At 42.5% G+C, this 17,131-nt stretch carries 15 protein-coding genes; 7 read left to right on the forward strand and 8 right to left on the reverse strand.

The window, feature by feature from the left end:
* The first annotated feature begins 7 nt into the window (after positions 1-7).
* Positions 8-754 carry a hypothetical protein gene (locus tag FHS24_RS02625; protein ID WP_183618473.1) on the forward strand — a complete coding sequence of 249 codons (747 nt, stop codon included), beginning with the start codon at positions 8-10 and terminating at the stop codon, positions 752-754.
* Between the two features lie 96 nt (positions 755-850).
* On the opposite strand, the gene FHS24_RS02630 is transcribed toward FHS24_RS02625, so the two are convergent.
* Both FHS24_RS02630 and FHS24_RS02635 read right to left on the reverse strand, forming a co-directional pair.
* Positions 851-1,423: an Rrf2 family transcriptional regulator gene (locus tag FHS24_RS02630; RefSeq protein ID WP_183618474.1), complete on the reverse strand. Its 573-nt coding sequence runs from the start codon at positions 1,421-1,423 to the stop codon at positions 851-853.
* Positions 1,424-1,567: 144 nt separating this feature from the next.
* Positions 1,568-2,821 carry an NnrS family protein gene (locus tag FHS24_RS02635; protein ID WP_183618475.1) on the reverse strand — a complete coding sequence of 418 codons (1,254 nt, stop codon included), beginning with the start codon at positions 2,819-2,821 and terminating at the stop codon, positions 1,568-1,570.
* 379 nt (positions 2,822-3,200) lie between these two features.
* On the opposite strand from FHS24_RS02635, the gene FHS24_RS02640 reads away from it, so the two are divergent.
* Entirely contained in the window at positions 3,201-3,437 is a 237-nt protein-coding gene (locus tag FHS24_RS02640; RefSeq protein WP_183618476.1) for a hypothetical protein, read from the forward strand.
* 135 nt (positions 3,438-3,572) lie between these two features.
* Here FHS24_RS02640 and FHS24_RS02645 read toward each other — a convergent pair whose 3' ends face one another.
* On the reverse strand, positions 3,573-5,063 hold the full coding sequence (locus FHS24_RS02645; protein WP_183618477.1) for an aldehyde dehydrogenase family protein: 1,491 nt from the start codon (positions 5,061-5,063) through the stop codon (positions 3,573-3,575).
* A 361-nt stretch (positions 5,064-5,424) separates the two neighbouring features.
* On the opposite strand from FHS24_RS02645, the gene FHS24_RS02650 reads away from it, so the two are divergent.
* The 5 genes from FHS24_RS02650 (at position 5,425) to FHS24_RS02670 (ending at position 10,247) form a co-directional block, all read left to right on the forward strand.
* Positions 5,425-6,027, forward strand: a complete 603-nt coding sequence (locus FHS24_RS02650; protein ID WP_183618478.1) for a TetR/AcrR family transcriptional regulator — start codon at positions 5,425-5,427, stop codon at positions 6,025-6,027.
* Positions 6,028-6,231: 204 nt separating this feature from the next.
* Positions 6,232-7,449, forward strand: coding sequence for an iron-containing alcohol dehydrogenase (locus tag FHS24_RS02655; protein WP_183618479.1), 1,218 nt, complete (start codon positions 6,232-6,234; stop codon positions 7,447-7,449).
* 131 nt (positions 7,450-7,580) lie between these two features.
* A complete protein-coding gene (locus FHS24_RS02660; RefSeq protein WP_183618480.1) occupies positions 7,581-8,642 on the forward strand; it encodes an NADP-dependent oxidoreductase in 1,062 nt (353 codons plus the stop codon).
* A 262-nt stretch (positions 8,643-8,904) separates the two neighbouring features.
* Positions 8,905-9,582, forward strand: coding sequence for a type 1 glutamine amidotransferase domain-containing protein (locus tag FHS24_RS02665; protein ID WP_183618481.1), 678 nt, complete (start codon positions 8,905-8,907; stop codon positions 9,580-9,582).
* Between the two features lie 29 nt (positions 9,583-9,611).
* Entirely contained in the window at positions 9,612-10,247 is a 636-nt protein-coding gene (locus FHS24_RS02670) for a glutathione S-transferase family protein (RefSeq protein WP_183618482.1), read from the forward strand.
* Positions 10,248-10,337: 90 nt separating this feature from the next.
* Here FHS24_RS02670 and FHS24_RS02675 read toward each other — a convergent pair whose 3' ends face one another.
* From FHS24_RS02675 to guaB, 5 genes are all read right to left on the reverse strand, one after another.
* Positions 10,338-11,669 (reverse strand): D-arabinono-1,4-lactone oxidase, encoded by a 1,332-nt coding sequence (locus tag FHS24_RS02675; protein ID WP_183618483.1) that lies wholly within the window; start codon positions 11,667-11,669, stop codon positions 10,338-10,340.
* A complete protein-coding gene (locus FHS24_RS02680; protein ID WP_183618484.1) occupies positions 11,657-12,928 on the reverse strand; it encodes an alanine racemase in 1,272 nt (423 codons plus the stop codon). The genes FHS24_RS02675 and FHS24_RS02680 overlap by 13 nt, the downstream gene beginning before the upstream one ends.
* Positions 12,929-13,212: 284 nt before the next feature.
* Positions 13,213-13,878, reverse strand: coding sequence for a pyridoxamine 5'-phosphate oxidase (pdxH, locus tag FHS24_RS02685; RefSeq protein WP_227671700.1), 666 nt, complete (start codon positions 13,876-13,878; stop codon positions 13,213-13,215).
* Positions 13,879-13,957: 79 nt separating this feature from the next.
* On the reverse strand, positions 13,958-15,325 hold the full coding sequence (gene glmM, locus FHS24_RS02690; RefSeq protein WP_183618485.1) for a phosphoglucosamine mutase: 1,368 nt from the start codon (positions 15,323-15,325) through the stop codon (positions 13,958-13,960).
* A gap of 195 nt (positions 15,326-15,520) precedes the next feature.
* A complete protein-coding gene (gene guaB / locus FHS24_RS02695; RefSeq protein ID WP_183618486.1) occupies positions 15,521-16,993 on the reverse strand; it encodes an IMP dehydrogenase in 1,473 nt (490 codons plus the stop codon).
* Between the last annotated feature and the right edge of the window lie 138 nt (positions 16,994-17,131).

The raw sequence follows: 17,131 nt of genomic DNA on the forward strand, positions 1-17,131 counted from the left end.
AGTATCAATGACCGATAAAATACATGATTTGGGTGCAGGATTTTGGAATATTCGCGGTACGTTTCGCTTGGGCGGGGTGCTAAATATAGGCACTCAGTGCTCGCTTGTAAAATTAGCTTCAGGGCGCTTTATATTTTTAGACAGCTACGAGCTCACCGGTGACGTACGCGCTGAGATAATGGCCTTAACCAATAATGGGCAAGATGTCGAGGCAGTACTCAATGTACACCCCTTTCATACTGTTCACTGCGCACAAATGGCAAAAGATTTCCCGCAAGCAACTTTTTATGGCAGTAGCCGTCATCATAAAAAGATCCCCGAAATTCAATGGGCAGACGATTTGGTCGAAAGCGATGCGGTTGCCAAACGCTACCCTGAGCTGAAGTTTTCTATGTCAGAAGGTATTCATTATATCTCGCCCAATGAGATGATTCATGCAGGCTCGCTATTGATATTCCATCCTGCCAGTAAAAGCTTGCACGTCGATGATACTTTTATGAGTCCACCAACAAAACTACTAGAAGCGGTGCTACCGGAACTGTTATTGCACCCAACCACCAAAAAAGCACTAAAAGATGAGTCTGATGCTGGCAAACAGTATTGCGACTGGGCGACCAATCTAGCGCAAGAATGGCGCGAGGTACGTAACTTCTGTGCTGCGCATTCTTATTTAGTGAAGTTTAAAGAGGGTGAGTTTGAAAAAGCTTTATTAAAAGCCATTCATAAAGCCCGTCCTAAGCTTGAAAATGCTTAAATGCTTAAATGCTTAAAAAATTGATAATAAAAAAGGCTGCCCATACTATTACTAGTTGGGCAGCCTTTTTTTGTGACGCTATTATATATAAAGCTTCTATTTTACAAAGCTATTTAGGCCATTTCTATAAAATAATAACTCCGCAAGCTCTGCTTCATTACTGATAATATCTGCCAATGTATAACGCTCAAGGACGTTGATAAAAGCGGTCAACGCTTCAAAAAATACCTGTTTTAGCTGACAGACAGGACTAATAATACAACCTGACTTGACCTCCGCACTTGCTTCCTCATCAATCAGCGTCAAAGACAAATCTTTGGCAACCGCATTATCGTCAGTACCATTAAAAGAGCTATCAGGCTTAGGATTAATCAATAAATCGGTCGAAAAACATTCAACCAAATTAAAATCAGGCTCAATCTGTTTGATTAACACACCCAAATTGATGTCTTTTGGCGCACACGCCAAGCGAATCCCGCCGTTTTTACCGCGCACGCTGTCTATGTAGCCAAGTTGCCCGAGCTGATGAATAATCTTGGTCAAATGACTTCTAGAAATGTGATAACTGTTAGCAATATCACTGATATTTGCTAATAGATGCGGCTCAGGCTTGGTCGCCAAATAAATTAATGAGCGCAGCGCATAATCACTATAGTTGGTCAGTCGCATTTTTTGCACTCCAATGTTTGTTATAACTATTAACTTTATAATTTGAAATAATGTTACGTTTTAAAATGCTAATTTTTAAGTTGCTTTAGCTTTTAAATTACTTAGATTTTAAATCAATTGCATTTTAACCGTTTTAACACCTTATTAGCCAAATAAACCATCTGGTCGCGGGCGTGCCAGTATCGGCAAATAACTGATACAAAACAAGGCAAAACAAGCTATCCAAGCGCTTTGTGCCAGCATAATCCATAATAAGTAATGACTCATATCTATTAATGGCAAAAATACCCGACTGACAAACGCCACTACCATAAGCGCGAACATTGCATTGACGATTTTGGGTGGCTGATGGATACTGCGCCCCGTATGGCCGAGTGACACCCGCGCCATCATCGCCACCGTCATCATGCCAATACCGGAAATCGATAATCCATGTACCGCAATGCTGTGATTGTAGCCTAACCATGGCTGCAGTGCGTACAATACAAAGCTCACACACATCCCTAAAAAGGCGATATATAACGACCATAGTAACGGTTTTTGCCAAATACCGCGATGATACCAGCCTATTAAGCGTACAATATTGACCACCGCCACCCCAAGCGCACTGATGGTCAGTAAGTATTTATTGGGATAAAACATATCAGTGATAAAAAAGGCAAAGAAGAACAATAAGCTGGCGATATCCTGCGCTTTATTATTACGTACCGTCACTACTTCGGTTTCGCCTTGAGCATTTGGCACACTTAGACCACGCTCAATAAAGAACGGCACCACGCGGCGACCGATGGTCAATACCAAGCCGATAATCAGATAAAAACCTAAATAAACGCCAACCTTGGTCAGAGTCATATTGGCGCTGATAATACCCCAATAGCACAAAGCATTGCCCACTGTTAATAGTGCAAGCTTGGCTAAAATCCCCATTTGCTTATATTGCTTAACTTGTAATACTGCACGGAAAATCACAAAAGCCATCGTGCCGATGAACAATAAATCGAATACCGCCGCCGCATATAGTAACGCCGCGCTGCTACCAGCAACCGTGATACCCAAGCCAAATCCTACCCAGCTCAAACGCGCCAACAACCAACAGACAAAAATACCGAGCAGCTTATAGCCGTGCGGCATCATAACGCCCGTCCAAGTCTTTACCGCAGTCAATAAAAATCCTGCCACGATGGCCAGCGCATAACCATAAATCATTTCATGACCATGCCAATACAGCGGATTCAACGTTTGCGCATCGATATCTGTATGCCCAGTAAACACAAATGCCCACAACGCCATGGTTATAATGGCAAACAGTGCGCCTGCGCTAAAAAATATCCGAAAGCTCAAGTTGAGTATGGGATGCGGCGAGCTTGGTAGCTTGCTAGGTAAATTAATCGATTGCATAGCAGACTTCTTATAATAAAAGTTAGAAGGTATGTCTCATAGATTCATTTTATATGAATGTTAATTATAATGCCACCTAAACTATATGACTACGGTGGTTCATTCAAGTGGTGGTTCATTAAAGTAGTTATCATATACAGCTATAATTGATATAAAGCGCTAGATTGGATAGTCTTATCTTAGCCCAATCTGTATCTAATAACTGATATTCGATAGCTTATACTCGATAAGTGATATTCGATAACTGACATTCTATAATTTACAGCCGCATAAAACTCTAAAGTAGCATATAGCTTGATATTTACCTTCACCATTACCATCATAGGTAATGACCACAGTTAATTTGACTGCGTAAATGGTTCACTTTTAGGAGATTGTCATGACAGAAGCGCATGCACCGATTGAGAAACGTAAAATCGTTAATAGATTTTTGACCCTACTGACTAAAGAACAGCCGCAAATGTATTATGCAACGACATCTGAGATCTCTCGTAGCATCCATACAATGATAAAAGAACATACCAACCGTCTGACAGTAGAAGAGCAAGCTTTGGTTCGACATATGACTATCGAAGAGATTGAAGCATTACTAGGCTTTCATTCTAAACAACATTAGAACTATAAAATTTTAGAATCATTGCGTATAAATAAAAAAAAGACCACCATTCAGGCGGTCTTTTTTTATATCGAAACATTTATCTAACTACATCTAAGTGCGTTTATCTATAACGCATTGATTAGAATGCACTGATTAAAACGGATATTGACGCGGTTCGTTTTGCATTGATATCCAATGCGTTCTAGTAAATTCTTCCAGTATCCACTCACCATTAAAGCGACCAATACCTGAGTTTTTCTCACCGCCAAATGGCATATTGCTCTCATCGTTGACTGAGATATCATTAATATGGGTCATGCCCGCTCTGATACCGCGAGCAAAGCGCAGACCTTTTTGCATATCTGCTGTAAATACCGCACTCGATAGACCATACATGGAATCATTAGCTATCGATAACGCATCATCTTCATCTTTGGCACGGATGATACCGACCAATGGCCCGAATACTTCATTACGTGACAAATCCATCTCGCGCGTCACTTCAGTAAAGATATGCGGCGGTACTACTTGACCTTTAATCTCACCACTTAAAATCATTTTGGCACCTTCTTCCTGTGCTTTAGCGATTTTTTCTTTCAGCGATTTGACTTGTTTTTCATTAATGATTGGACCGACTGCCGTATCTTGCTTGTCTGGATCACCGACGTTTAAGGTTTTAACATGAGCTAAGAAGCGCTCAACAAAGTCATCATAAATCTCGTCTTCGACGATGATACGGTTAATAGCGAGGCAAATTTGACCTTGATGCAAGAACTTACCAAAGGCTGCTGCTTTAACTGCCTGCTCAATATCCGCGTCTTTTAATACCACAAATGGACTGTTACCGCCGAGCTCAAGCGCAACTTGTTTGATATAGTCGCCGCCATTGGCCAGCTCGCCAATGTGTTTGCCGACTGAGGTTGAACCAGTAAATGATACAAAGCTTGGAATATCATGAGTGACGATGGCATCACCAATCTCACTACCCGCACCAACGACGACGTTGAGCAGCCCTTTTGGCAGACCGGCTTCTTCGAATACTTTTGCTAACAGTAACCCACCCGTAATAGGCGTGTCACTTGCAGGCTTAAGTACGACCGCGTTACCAAGTGCTAATGCAGGCGCGATAGAACGCTGAGTAAGATGTAGCGGAAAGTTCCATGGGCTAATAACGGCTACCACACCGATTGGCTCACGGTAAACGAAGTTTTCTTTACCTGGCGTGTTTGATGCGCGAATCTCACCATGGACACGGTTAGGGAAACTGGCAGCTTCAAGCGTAATCGCACGCGCACTACCGAACTCTACCATTGCTTTGATACGCGTACTTCCCGACTCTTTGATGAGCCAATCGACAATTTCGTCTTGACGCTGATCTAAGACATTAACAACGTTATACATTAAGCTGGCACGCTCAGCTGGCGTCTTTTGCGCCCATTCTTTTTGCGCCGCATTTGCTGCTTGATAGGCTTCATCAAGCTGCTTGCTGGTAGCCTGTTTAATCTCGACCAGCGTGTCGCCATTATATGGATCGACATCAGTATTGACGCTATCATCTTTACCTTGTTGCCAAGTACCGGCGATATATTGCAGATGGAAATCGCTATAAGCACTTTTCTGCGTATTCTTAGTATCGGTTGACATAATAATCCTTATTTATTTTATGTTTGTTATTTAAAACGTTTGGTTTATTAAAACGCTTAATTAATTAAAGCAGCGAGCTGCTACATTTGGAATAGGTAAACAGCAAAACAGTTATGTGCAATGGTTGTGTTGGGAAATGAGGGTTTTATGAAACGGTAATGTGAAACAATCATTTGCTACTAACCATCGATAACAAATGCAACTTGCTAGACGACTGGTCTAATGCTAACATAGTAAGCATAAAAACAAGAATCAATTATCACTAAGTATTGTTGAAAAAACGTAACGCTTAAAATAATACTCTAACTAACTTATATTTAACGATATAACCAAATAAAGATCTAAGGAGAACATCCTCTTCATGTCCACTATTACAACCACTGCTCCACCAGATACTAGAGCGCACCTGTTAGCGATAGGCTATCAACTCATTGCACAAAAAGGTTTTACCGCTGTCGGCATCAAACAAATCCTTGATACCGCTGGTGTACCCAAAGGCTCATTTTATCATTACTTTGCGTCAAAAGAGGCCTTTGGTGAAGCCATTATCGAGCATTATTTTGCCAACTATAAAAATCGCCTCGATGCAATTGCTGCCGAAAACATTAGCGCGCAACAGAAGATATATAACTATTTCCAAAATTGGTACGACACCCAACAAAACGGCTGCGATCACGAAAAATGCTTGGTAGTGAAGCTTAGTGCCGAGGTTTCAGATATGTCGGAGCCGATGCGCAAAGTCTTACACGCCGGCTATCAGCAAACGATTACTTGGTTAGCAACCCAAGTCAAAGCCGGCTGGGCAGACGGTTCTGTGCCTCATCCTGATAATATGGCTGCCGAAAGTATGGCAAAGCGTTGGTATTTTTCTTGGTTGGGTGCTAGCTTAGTTGCAAAAATCAGTCAAACAGATACGCCATTGGCAGAAGTATGGCTGATGACCACCTCACAGCTTGGTCGCTAACTCCTTATTTAAATCTTAAATCAAATAATCATTATTTTCAGTTATGCGATAGTTTTGTAAAATTGATAACAAAATTACTAGACGACCGGTCTAATTCATGTACAATGCGCACAGATGGAAATAATCGCTATGACGCATATCGATATAAAAGACGTCACTCATTAGCACTTACATCACAACTTATCATTAAAAACTAGGAATATTATGAATAACTTTCAATATTACAATCCCGTCCGTATCGTCTTTGGCGAAGGTCAAATCAAACAGTTATCAGAGCTAGTGCCAACAGAGGCACGTGTATTAATCACTTATGGTGGCGGTTCAGCACAGCGTACCGGTACGTTAGATGAAGTAAAGAATGCGCTATCAGCGAATGGTAATCGTGAAGTATTTGAGTTTGGTGGTATTGAAGCCAATCCAGAATTCACCACCTTGCTAAAAGCCGCTGATATGGTGAACGAGCATAATATTGATTTCTTATTAGCCGTTGGTGGTGGTTCAGTCATTGATGGCAGTAAATTCGTCGCGCTCGTCTCTTCATTTACTGAAGATGACAGCAAAAACAATACTGTCTCACGTGAGAAAGCATGGGATGCACTGCTCAGTGGTTGTGCAAACATAGACACTGCCATCGATTTGGGTGCGGTATTGACTATTCCAGCGACTGGTTCTGAGATGAATAATGGCGGTGTTGTTAATCATAGTGAACGTCAAGCAAAACTACCTTTCCGTAGTCCGTTGGTCTTCCCTAAGTTCTCAATTTTAGATCCGACTAAGACGCTAACATTGCCTGAGCGTCAAGTAATGAACGGTGTTGCAGATGCATTTGTCCACGTGATGGAACAGTACCTGACTTATCCAGTCAATGCGAAAGTTCAAGATGCATTTTCTGAGAGCTTATTAAAAATTCTGATTGAAGAAGGCGCAGCAGTCAAAGCCGATCCAGAGAATTTAGAAACGCGTAAAAATATTATGTGGACAGCAACCATGGCATTGAATGGTCTGATTGGTACTGGTGTACCGCAAGATTGGACGACGCATATGATTGGTCATGAACTGACCTCACTGCATGCGATTGATCATGCCCGTACGCTAACCATTGTATTGCCGTCAGTATTGCGTGAGCTTAAAGACAGTAAAAAAGATAAACTGCTTCAGTATGCGCGTAACGTTTGGAACATTGCAGATACAGATTTAGACGATGACACCATCATCGAAACTGCTATTGTTCATACTGAGAACTTCTTCCGCGAGCTTGGATTGCCAGTTAGCTTAGAAGATGCAGAATTAACCGAGTCAGCCATTGACCCTATCATCAAGCAACTTGAAGCACACAAAATGGTGAAACTGGGTGAACACGGTAAAAATGACTTAGCTGTATCACGCCGAATTTTAGAACGCGCCGTTACTAGCAAAGCTTAATCGTCACAAACCTTATAACTTTTTATTGTCACAACAATCGGTAGCCATTCACTTTGGCATGGCTACTGACTTTAAAACTTTAAAACAAAAATGAATAACTACAACTAATAACTACAATAAGGAGCTTTAACATGAGCTTTGATAATAATTTTAATGCACAACAAAACCAAAAACAAAACCGTCAAATCAAACTTGCCAGCCGTCCTAATGGCGTGCCAACCAGCGATAATTTCGAGCTAACCACCAGCGACATCCCAACTCCTAATGACAATCAAATGCTACTGCGTACCGTATATATGTCACTTGACCCCTATATGCGCGGACGTATGAGTGCTTCAAAAAGCTATGCTGACCCATTAGAAATTGGCGATGTCATGCTAGGCGGAACGGTTGCCCAAGTCGTCGAGTCTAATATCGATAAATTTGCCGTCGGTGATTTGGTCGTATCAAATTCAGGCTGGCAGGATTATAGCGTCAGTGATGGCGAAGGCGTGCTAAAGCTTGATAAGAACATGTCAAACCCTTCTTATGGTCTTGGTGTCCTTGGTATGCCAGGCTTTACCGGTTATATGGGTTTGACCGATATTGGCAAACCAAAAAAAGGCGAAACCTTAGTAGTAGCTGCGGCGACTGGTCCTGTGGGCGCAACGGTTGGACAAGTCGGTAATCATTTAGGCTTACGTACGGTCGGTGTCGCAGGCGGTGCAGAAAAATGTGCTTATGCAGTCGAAGAACTGGGTTTTGATATTTGTATCGACCATAAAGCCGACGACTTTGCCGAACAGCTTAAAAACGCTTGCCCAGATGGTATCGATATCTATTATGAAAACGTCGGTGGCAAAGTATTAGATGGCGTATTGCCATTATTAAATGCTCATGCGCGTATTCCAGTATGCGGCTTGGTGTCACAATATAACGCAACTGATCTTCCTGATGGCAAAGACCGCCTAGGTATGTTGATGGGTCATATCCTCAGTCAGCGCCTGACTATCAAAGGCTTTATCATCTTTGAAGAGTATGGCGACCATTTCCCAGAATTCTTAAAAATCATGGGTGAATGGGTTGAGTCAGGTAAAGTCAAAACCAAAGAGCATATCGTCGATGGCTTAGCACAAGCACCACAAGCTTTCTTTGACATGCTAGAAGGTAAAAACTTCGGTAAAACCGTGGTTAAAGTTGCTGACGTTCAGTAGTTCATATCAAGCGAGTTATATAAAGTTATAAAGTAGCCAGTTTCAAATAACTTTCAGATAACCACTTAACAACATAATGCGTTAAGACAATTACTGAAAATGATGATTAAAACATTAATACTGTTAGCAGCCAGTTTTTAGCAAAGACCCTTTTACATGGTTTTTGCATAGCTTTAGCATTGCTGGCTGCTACAGCCATGAACCTCGTATTAAATCAGTATTAAAACTTAGCAATCAATATAAATAATAAATAGGGACAATTATGAATATTTTAATGGTACTAACCTCACACGATAAATTGGGTGATACAGGCAAAAAAACGGGATTTTGGCTAGAAGAATTTGCCGCCCCTTACTATGCTTTCTTGGATGCTGGTGTCAATATTACTCTAGCCTCTCCTGCTGGCGGTCAACCACCTCTTGACCCTAGTAGCGATACGCCAGATGCGCAAACAAAAGACACCAAACGCTTTAAAGAAGACTCTGAAGCTCAAGAGCGTCTTGCCAATACCAAGAAGCTTGCTGAAGTAAAAGCCGAAGACTTTGACTCCGTCTTTTATCCGGGTGGTCATGGTCCATTATGGGATTTGGCAGTCGATAAAAACTCTATCGAGTTAATCGAAACCTTTGTTAAACAAGACAAGCCGGTTGCCTTTGTTTGTCACTCTCCTGCCGCGCTTAAAAACGTCAAAATCGATGGCGAGTATTTGGTCAAAGGTAAGAAAGTCACTGGCTTTACCAATACTGAAGAAGAAGGTGTTGGCCTGACTGACGTTGTGCCTTTCTTATTGGAAGATGCGTTAAAAGCCAATGGCGGTCATTATGAAAAAGGTGCGGATTGGGAGTCGTATGTCGTTGAAGATGGTCTATTGATTACCGGTCAAAACCCAGCGTCATCAGAAGAAGCCGCTAAACGTTTACTTGCCAAGCTGCAAGCATAATATAAAAATATCGTAAAAAGGCTAATATCATGATTCGCTTACATCATCTTAATCAATCGCGCTCACTGCGTACGCTATGGCTATTAGAAGAATTGGGGCAACCTTACGAGCTAATTAGTCATCAACGTGATACCAAAACGCATCTAGCACCAGACAGTCTAAAAGCAATCCATCCACTCGGTAAGTCTCCGGTTATTGAGATGGGTGGCGAGCTTTATGCCGAATCAGGGGCGATTATCGAGATGTTGATTGAGCGTTTTGCCCCCGAGCGTCTGCGCCCTGCTACCGATAGCGCAGAGTATGGTCATTATTTGCAGTGGATTCACTTTGCTGAAAGCTCGCTTATGTTGCCGCTACTGCTCGAACTGTTTACCACTAAAGCAGGCGTTGGTGATAATGAATTCTTGGCGGGTTATATCAGCGCAGAAAAGCACAAAGTACTGAGCTACTTAAATGATGAAGTCAAAGACAAAGCATTTATCATCGGCAATAAATTAAGCGGTGCTGACTTTATGCTAGCGTTTGACTTAATCATGCTTGCTCATCGTGGGGCGTTAAAAGACTATATGCATATCAAGCAATATGCGCTACAACTGGCAAGTATAGATAGCTATCAGCGTGCAATGCGTTTGGAAGCCAATTATGATGACTCGATTAAGCGCTAAGCCAAATAGTTTTATTGTTTAATAAAAAAAACAGCTCTTTAAGAGCTGTCTTTTTATGCATGATTGATACTTGATTCATTTATTAAAACTTTAAATACAAAATTTTTGCTCAAGCCAGCTATTCATAAAGACATTATCAGGGTCAAACTCTCGGCGAATCTCTAAAAAGCGATTGAGCTTTGGATACAGATTTTGTAGCTCCATATGGTTCAATTTATTCACCTTTCCCCAATGCGGTCGACCCTGCCATTTTTTCATATATTCATATAGCCATTTGAACAATGGCTCACAGTCCATGCCTTTATAGACATGGAATGACAATACCGCGCAATCCTCTCCTTGAGTGGGACTGAGCATACCAGTTTCGCCTTTATGTGTGCGCACTTCGATGGGAAAGTGCGAGCCTTTATTGTCTTTTAATAAAATATGATTGACCTCCGAGATACACTCGTCAAAGTCAGATAATTTAATAAAATACTCAGACTCATTAAACTTAACGCCGCGCGGTGTCGGAAACACCTCATAGCTATAACCTTCACGCTTAGTATTAGGAATAGAGTTTGCGGAGATTTCACTTACCTTTTGGGTTAGCGATGGCTTCATTCTTGCCAGCTCGCACAACACATAAAAAGCGCCATTGAGGGTGATAGCACTGTCGAAATGATCTTTGAGCTTTTGTGTACCCGTCATAGCTTTAGGTGCTATCACTGAAAGCGTCTTTTGCTGAATTTTATTGGTACCAGGAAATAAGAACCATTCTAAATGACGATGGCTGTGCGCCGTCTCATGAAACCTCGCCAACCCTTCTTCAAAACCTAACACCTCATTGGCTTCTTTAAGCCCGTATAAGTCAACAACCTTTAGGGTCAATTTGGTAAAAATACCCAGCATACCAAGACTGGCATGCAAAGCATTGCCCAATTCGTCGGTTTTTGGATCGCCGCGATGATGGATATGTACTTCTCCTTTGCCATCGACCCATTCCCATGTCACTACTTGATTGGCGATGGAGCCCAATGTTATTCCCGTGCCATGGGTCGCCGTACTGGCAGCACCAGCGATGGTCTGCGCTTGCACGTCTCCCATATTTTCTAGTGCTAAACCATACTCTTTAAGTGCTGCTCCGATTTCATATAAATAGGTACCGGCGTGTAAAGTAGCAAGCTTAGCGTCTGTATCGACCGAGATAAGACCGCGCATATTATGCAGACTGACGGCAATTTCTTCAGGTTTCGCGCAACCACTAAACGAATGCGCCGCACCCGTAACTCTAACGCGCTTTTTATTTTCCCGTGCGTTTTTCACAATATCTTGCAGTTCTGCAACCGATGAAGGAGTAAGTTTTTGCTCAGGTGTAGCACGTTCATAACCGACCCAATTTTGCCATTCATTGCTTCCTTGCCACAGCCTTAATGAAAACATTTGCCCTCTCCTCGGTAGGTTGTCATTGTTTGATTTTTTGTTTTTTTATTTATTGTTGTAAGCGTTCCTTCGCTTTCAAAATCATGGCTCGTAGAACCATCTGCTGCAGATTGCTCAGACTGTCGATAGCAAATGAGCTCATTAAAGTGTTCACACAGCTCGCCTGCCTTTGCATGACGGCACCAAACTCCATCGCCGATACTACTAATACGCGATGTATTACCATTCTTTTTCGTTTTAGAAATAGCCATCGGCGTTTGTACTTCACCGAAGCCTTCATCATTTAATAATGACAAATAATTGGGATAATGAATTACTGGCGCTTTATCCGAACCTGTCGCACCTGAAGCAATAAAGCCGCCGCTATGACAAGTGACGACGCCTTTTTCAGGTTGACGCGTCACAGGCAGCACAAATCCAGCGGCAGGCTGAAACTCATGCATGCTATCCATATAATCGAAATAAGCGGGTTTATAATACGCAGAACCCACGGTTATCTCGCTCACTTCAGGCTGGCTTGAGGTGAAATCCATACTACCGCTACCGCCACCGTTGACGAGCTTAAGGGTATAGCCTTGTTTGTTAAGATATTCAACGATTGAGCGGCGACGTTTACTAACTTGTTTTTGTGAGCGGGTTTTTAACAATCGAATGGCTTGCGACAACAAGGCTTTACCCGGTAAATGCTCGGGTAAACCAGCAATTTGTGCCTCATAACCCATCGCCGCACTAACATTAATATGGCTGCATTTTTTGATATGCTTTAGGAGTTTTTTAACGTCTTTGATACTCATCAAGGCTGAGCGCTTGGTACCAAAATACAGCTTTGGCAGCGGCATCGACATATTGATATCAAGGCAAACATCAATGATGACGTCATGAGTTTTACCGACTTTATTAAGTAAATCAACATGCTCAGAACGATCAACCATCCAAATCATGGTCGCGCCTTGCTTGGTATAGTTAAAAGTCGCAGCAATGCTTACCATATCCAAAGTTGGATAAGCGCAAAGAATATTATCAAAGCCATTTTCTAACAAATACAACGACTCATCAGCGGCGTAAGACATCAGACCGATAAAGTTGGGAGAATTATCTTTGATATAGCGCAGGACATCGAGAGAACGAATAGACTTAGTGGCCAAACGCAGTTTAATAGCTTGGGTTTTTTTATTGACCAGTTTTATATTATGATCAAGCGCATCCATGTCAAGCCACGCGCTCGGGGTTTTTGGCGGAGTAATGTGGGCAAAATCCATTTTACTTTCCTTATAACGACGATTAAACACAGCCCTGTGTCTTTTATCATTCTGTCATTATGCATCTATAAAAGACCATAAATCAGCACCATAGTTTGAACCGAGAGCATAAGACAGTCAAGCATCATATCTATAAAAATAGAACAATTGTTAGGATTATAAGATAAGTGATACTTATGAGCGCATAAAAAAGCCCCTCTAAATACCTATACTATTAGGTTTAGAGGGGCTTTATTTTATCGGTAAACAGTGCGCTATAACCATTGGCTATAAAGGCATAAGCATTATGGTAATAAGCGTTTGGTTGTCCAGTTTGCCATGCCGTCTGAGCCACTTTTATCTAAGCTATAAATAATACGGTCATGCATACGGTTGGCACGACCTTGCCAAAACTCAATCTCATTAACCGTAATCTCATAGCCACCCCAAAACTCAGGGGTCGGTACTGGACTATCTGTTGGATAATCGGCCTGTAGCTGTGCAAACGTTTGCTCCATCACAGTGCGATTTGCCACTTCACCACTTTGCGGTTGGCTAACCCATGCACCTACTTGACTGTCGTGCGGGCGTTTTTGAAAGTAAGCGGCTGATTTATTAGCATCGATTTTATCAATACTGCCACTGATACGAATCTGACGCTCAAGCTGATGCCAAAAAAACAGCGCTTCAGCATTGGGGTTTTCAGCGATATCTTGCCCTTTAGCGCTTTCGTAATTGGTATAAAACACGATACCTGTATCGGTAATTTCGCGCAGCAAAACGATACGCACGCTAGGCTTACTATCCGCCCCACAAGTTGCTAAACTCATCGCATACGGTTCTGATACTTGCGCTCCTATGGCCTCATTCATCCAAGCGTTTAATAGCTCAAATGGTGATGCGGGTACTGACTGTTGGTCAAGTTGACCTTTCTCATAGGATAGGCGCTGATCGGTAAAATCCATACTCATGCTTGTTTCTCGCTATACTTTTAAATATAAACTATACCCGTAAATACTATACATCTGAGATTTTTTATCCCAAGATTTCCTAGCCCAAGACCGTTTTTATTTTATCAGCCAAATCATTTGCCATCACATCACACTCTATCTCATCATCTGATTCAACCATGACTCGAATCATCGGCTCTGTGCCTGATTGACGGATAAGCAAGCGACCTCGACCTTCTAAGGTGGCGCGGGCTTTATCAAAAGCGGCGACCAACTCTTCGTGCTCAAACGGATCTTGCATTTGAGATAAGCGCACATTGACTAGCTTCTGCGGTAATACTTCAAAACCTTCGGTCAAATCACTAAGCGCTTTACCGCGTGCTTGCATGACTGCGAGTATTTGTAAACCTGCAATAATGGCATCGCCGGTACGGCTTTTATCCAAGCATAAGATATGACCAGATGGCTCGCCGCCCAATATCCAACCATTGGCTTCAAGGTCTTGCATCACATAACGGTCGCCCACTTTTGCACGGGTAAACTCAATATCAGCGTCTTTTAACGCCAACTCTAAGCCCATATTACTCATCAACGTTCCAACGACGCCTTTGGCTTTGGTTTGACCTTGGGTAGCTAGCACATACAAAATACCATCACCATCGACTAACTCGCCTGCTTCATCGACCATCACAATACGGTCACCATCACCATCTAGGGCAATACCGACATCCGCTTCATGCTCAAGTACGGCTTTTTGCAAACTTTCAGGATGCGTTGAGCCACACTTTGCATTGATATTAATACCATCAGGTTCGTTATTAATCGCAATCACATTGGCCCCAAGCTCACGCATGACGCGCGGGGCGACGCTATAGCCTGCGCCATTGGCACAGTCGACGACGACGGTTAAATGGTCTAAATCGTATTGATAAGGGAAGCTACCTTTGCAAAATTCAATATAGCGCCCTTTGGCATCATTGATACGATTGTTTTTACCCAATTGTGCCGGATCAAGAATAGGCATGAGTACGTCATTATTATCAGAGGAAGCCATAATGGCAGTCAATTTATCGTTAATGGCATTTTGCAGCTCATCGGTGAGTTTTTTGCCATCACCTGAGAAAAATTTGATGCCATTATCAAAATAAGGATTGTGCGAGGCTGAAATCACCACACCAGCATCAGCATTAAAGCTGCGCGTCAGATGCGCAATAGCAGGCGTTGGTAGCGGCCCTAGCATATGTACGTCGACACCTGCGGCATTAAAACCCGCTTGCAGCGCCCCTTCAATCACATAACCTGATAGACGCGTATCTTTACCAATCACCACACTGGGTTTACGCTCAGGGTTGTTATTATTTTCTATCAGCACCAATCCCGTGACATAGCCTAACTTCAAAATAAAATCAGGGGTAATAGGTAACTCACCAAATTTTCCGCGGATACCATCAGTGCCAAAGTAGCTCATTATTATTATTCCTCAATATTAAAAAGTAAAAACCAGATGTGCGTACAGGCTAAGCCGCAGATACGCTTAATCCAATCTTGTATTTTACAAAAAAAACAGCCAACAATAACAAGGCATTGTTGGCTGTTTGTATCTCGACGTCACGACAACGCCGCTAAGTCGTAGATTTGCACTTAGGCAGCGTTAAAAATGCTATTAGTTGACACGGTAGTTAGGCGCTTCTTTGGTAATCTGCACATCATGGACGTGTGATTCTTTCATACCCGCTGAAGTGACTTTGACAAACTGTGGCTTAGTACGCATCTCTTCAATGGTAGCACAACCGGTATAACCCATTGATGAACGCAAACCACCCATCATCTGATTGACAATACCAGAAACTGGACCTTTATAAGGGACACGACCTTCGATACCTTCTGGTACCAATTTCTCCACACCATCTTTGGCGTCTTGGAAATAGCGATCTGATGAGCCATTTTGACCTGACATCGCACCCAAGCTACCCATACCGCGATAGGCTTTATAATAGCGACCTTGGAACAGCTCAACTTCACCTGGTGCTTCTTCAGTACCTGCCATCAATGAACCAACCATGATGCACGACGCACCAGCAGCAATGGCTTTTGCCATATCGCCTGAATAGCGAATACCACCATCAGCAATCAGTGGAATACTGTCTTGTAACGCGTTTGCTACGCTATCAATCGCAGAAATTTGTGGCATACCAACACCAGCGATGATACGCGTAGTACAGATAGACCCTGGACCGATACCTACTTTTACCGCATCCGCACCAGCATCGCGTAACGCTTTAGCGGCATCACCAGTGGCAATATTGCCGCCGATAACTTGAACGTTTGGAAAGTTCTTTTTAATCCAAGAAACTTTATCAATCACGCCTTTTGAATGACCATGAGCGGTATCAACAACGATGATATCGACGTCAGCTGAAATCAATGCTTCAACACGTGCTTGGGTATCAGCGCCTGTACCAACAGCTGCGCCAACACGCAGACGACCATGCTCATCTTTACAAGCATTGGGGTTGTTTTCTGCTTTGGTAAAATCATTGACCGTAATCAGACCGCGCAGACGAAAATCATCATTAATCACAATGACTTTTTCGATACGGTGCTCATGAAGGAGTTTTTTGATATTTTCGTTGCTCTCACCTTCTTTGACAGTGACCAGTTGATCTTTTGGCGTCATGATATGACTAACTGGCAATGATAAATTGGTCTCAAAACGCCAGTCGCGGTGGGTCACGATACCGATTACCTTATCAGTACCTTTTTCAACTACAGGCACACCTGAAATATTATTATCTTGGGTCAATCTTAGTAGCTCACCAATCGTCATCTCTGGATGAACTGTGATAGGGTCAACCACCGTACCTGCTTCGAATTTTTTGACACGGCGTACTTGCATGGCTTGCTTATCGATATCCATGCTCTTATGCAAGATACCCAAGCCACCAAGCTGTGCCATGGTAATGGCCATATCAGACTCAGTGACGGTATCCATTGCAGCAGAAATCATTGGTAAGTTTAGCGTGATATTTTTTGTTAGGCGGGTCGTTAAATCAGCAGCTTTTGGCAGGATTTCAGAATAAGCTGGCAATAATAAAACGTCATCAAAGGTTAAGGCTTCATCGACAATTCGCAACATACAGACCCCTAGTGGTGGTTATTTTGATGGGTGGGCAATGCAGTATCAAGTCGATAAACGAAAATTTCATCAAAACCAGCAGGCTAAAATGCAAATGAAGATAAAGCCATCAGATTGTGATAAAACCATGAGGAACAA

The sequence above is a fragment of the Psychrobacter luti genome, assembly GCF_014192115.1.
GTDB lineage: Bacteria > Pseudomonadota > Gammaproteobacteria > Pseudomonadales > Moraxellaceae > Psychrobacter > Psychrobacter luti.

Excerpts from the sequence above, each read along its gene's own strand:
- FHS24_RS02625 (WP_183618473.1), top strand. The coding sequence starts at position 8 with ATGACCGATAAAATACATGATTTGGGTGCAGGATTTTGGAATATTCGC.
- FHS24_RS02630 (WP_183618474.1), bottom strand. The coding sequence starts at position 1,423 with ATGCGACTGACCAACTATAGTGATTATGCGCTGCGCTCATTAATTTAT.
- FHS24_RS02635 (WP_183618475.1), bottom strand. The coding sequence starts at position 2,821 with ATGCAATCGATTAATTTACCTAGCAAGCTACCAAGCTCGCCGCATCCC.
- FHS24_RS02640 (WP_183618476.1), top strand. The coding sequence starts at position 3,201 with ATGACAGAAGCGCATGCACCGATTGAGAAACGTAAAATCGTTAATAGA.
- FHS24_RS02645 (WP_183618477.1), bottom strand. The coding sequence starts at position 5,063 with ATGTCAACCGATACTAAGAATACGCAGAAAAGTGCTTATAGCGATTTC.
- FHS24_RS02650 (WP_183618478.1), top strand. The coding sequence starts at position 5,425 with ATGTCCACTATTACAACCACTGCTCCACCAGATACTAGAGCGCACCTG.
- FHS24_RS02655 (WP_183618479.1), top strand. The coding sequence starts at position 6,232 with ATGAATAACTTTCAATATTACAATCCCGTCCGTATCGTCTTTGGCGAA.
- FHS24_RS02660 (WP_183618480.1), top strand. The coding sequence starts at position 7,581 with ATGAGCTTTGATAATAATTTTAATGCACAACAAAACCAAAAACAAAAC.
- FHS24_RS02665 (WP_183618481.1), top strand. The coding sequence starts at position 8,905 with ATGAATATTTTAATGGTACTAACCTCACACGATAAATTGGGTGATACA.
- FHS24_RS02670 (WP_183618482.1), top strand. The coding sequence starts at position 9,612 with ATGATTCGCTTACATCATCTTAATCAATCGCGCTCACTGCGTACGCTA.
- FHS24_RS02675 (WP_183618483.1), bottom strand. The coding sequence starts at position 11,669 with ATGTTTTCATTAAGGCTGTGGCAAGGAAGCAATGAATGGCAAAATTGG.
- FHS24_RS02680 (WP_183618484.1), bottom strand. The coding sequence starts at position 12,928 with ATGGATTTTGCCCACATTACTCCGCCAAAAACCCCGAGCGCGTGGCTT.
- pdxH (WP_227671700.1), bottom strand. The coding sequence starts at position 13,878 with ATGAGTATGGATTTTACCGATCAGCGCCTATCCTATGAGAAAGGTCAA.
- glmM (WP_183618485.1), bottom strand. The coding sequence starts at position 15,325 with ATGAGCTACTTTGGCACTGATGGTATCCGCGGAAAATTTGGTGAGTTA.
- guaB (WP_183618486.1), bottom strand. The coding sequence starts at position 16,993 with ATGTTGCGAATTGTCGATGAAGCCTTAACCTTTGATGACGTTTTATTA.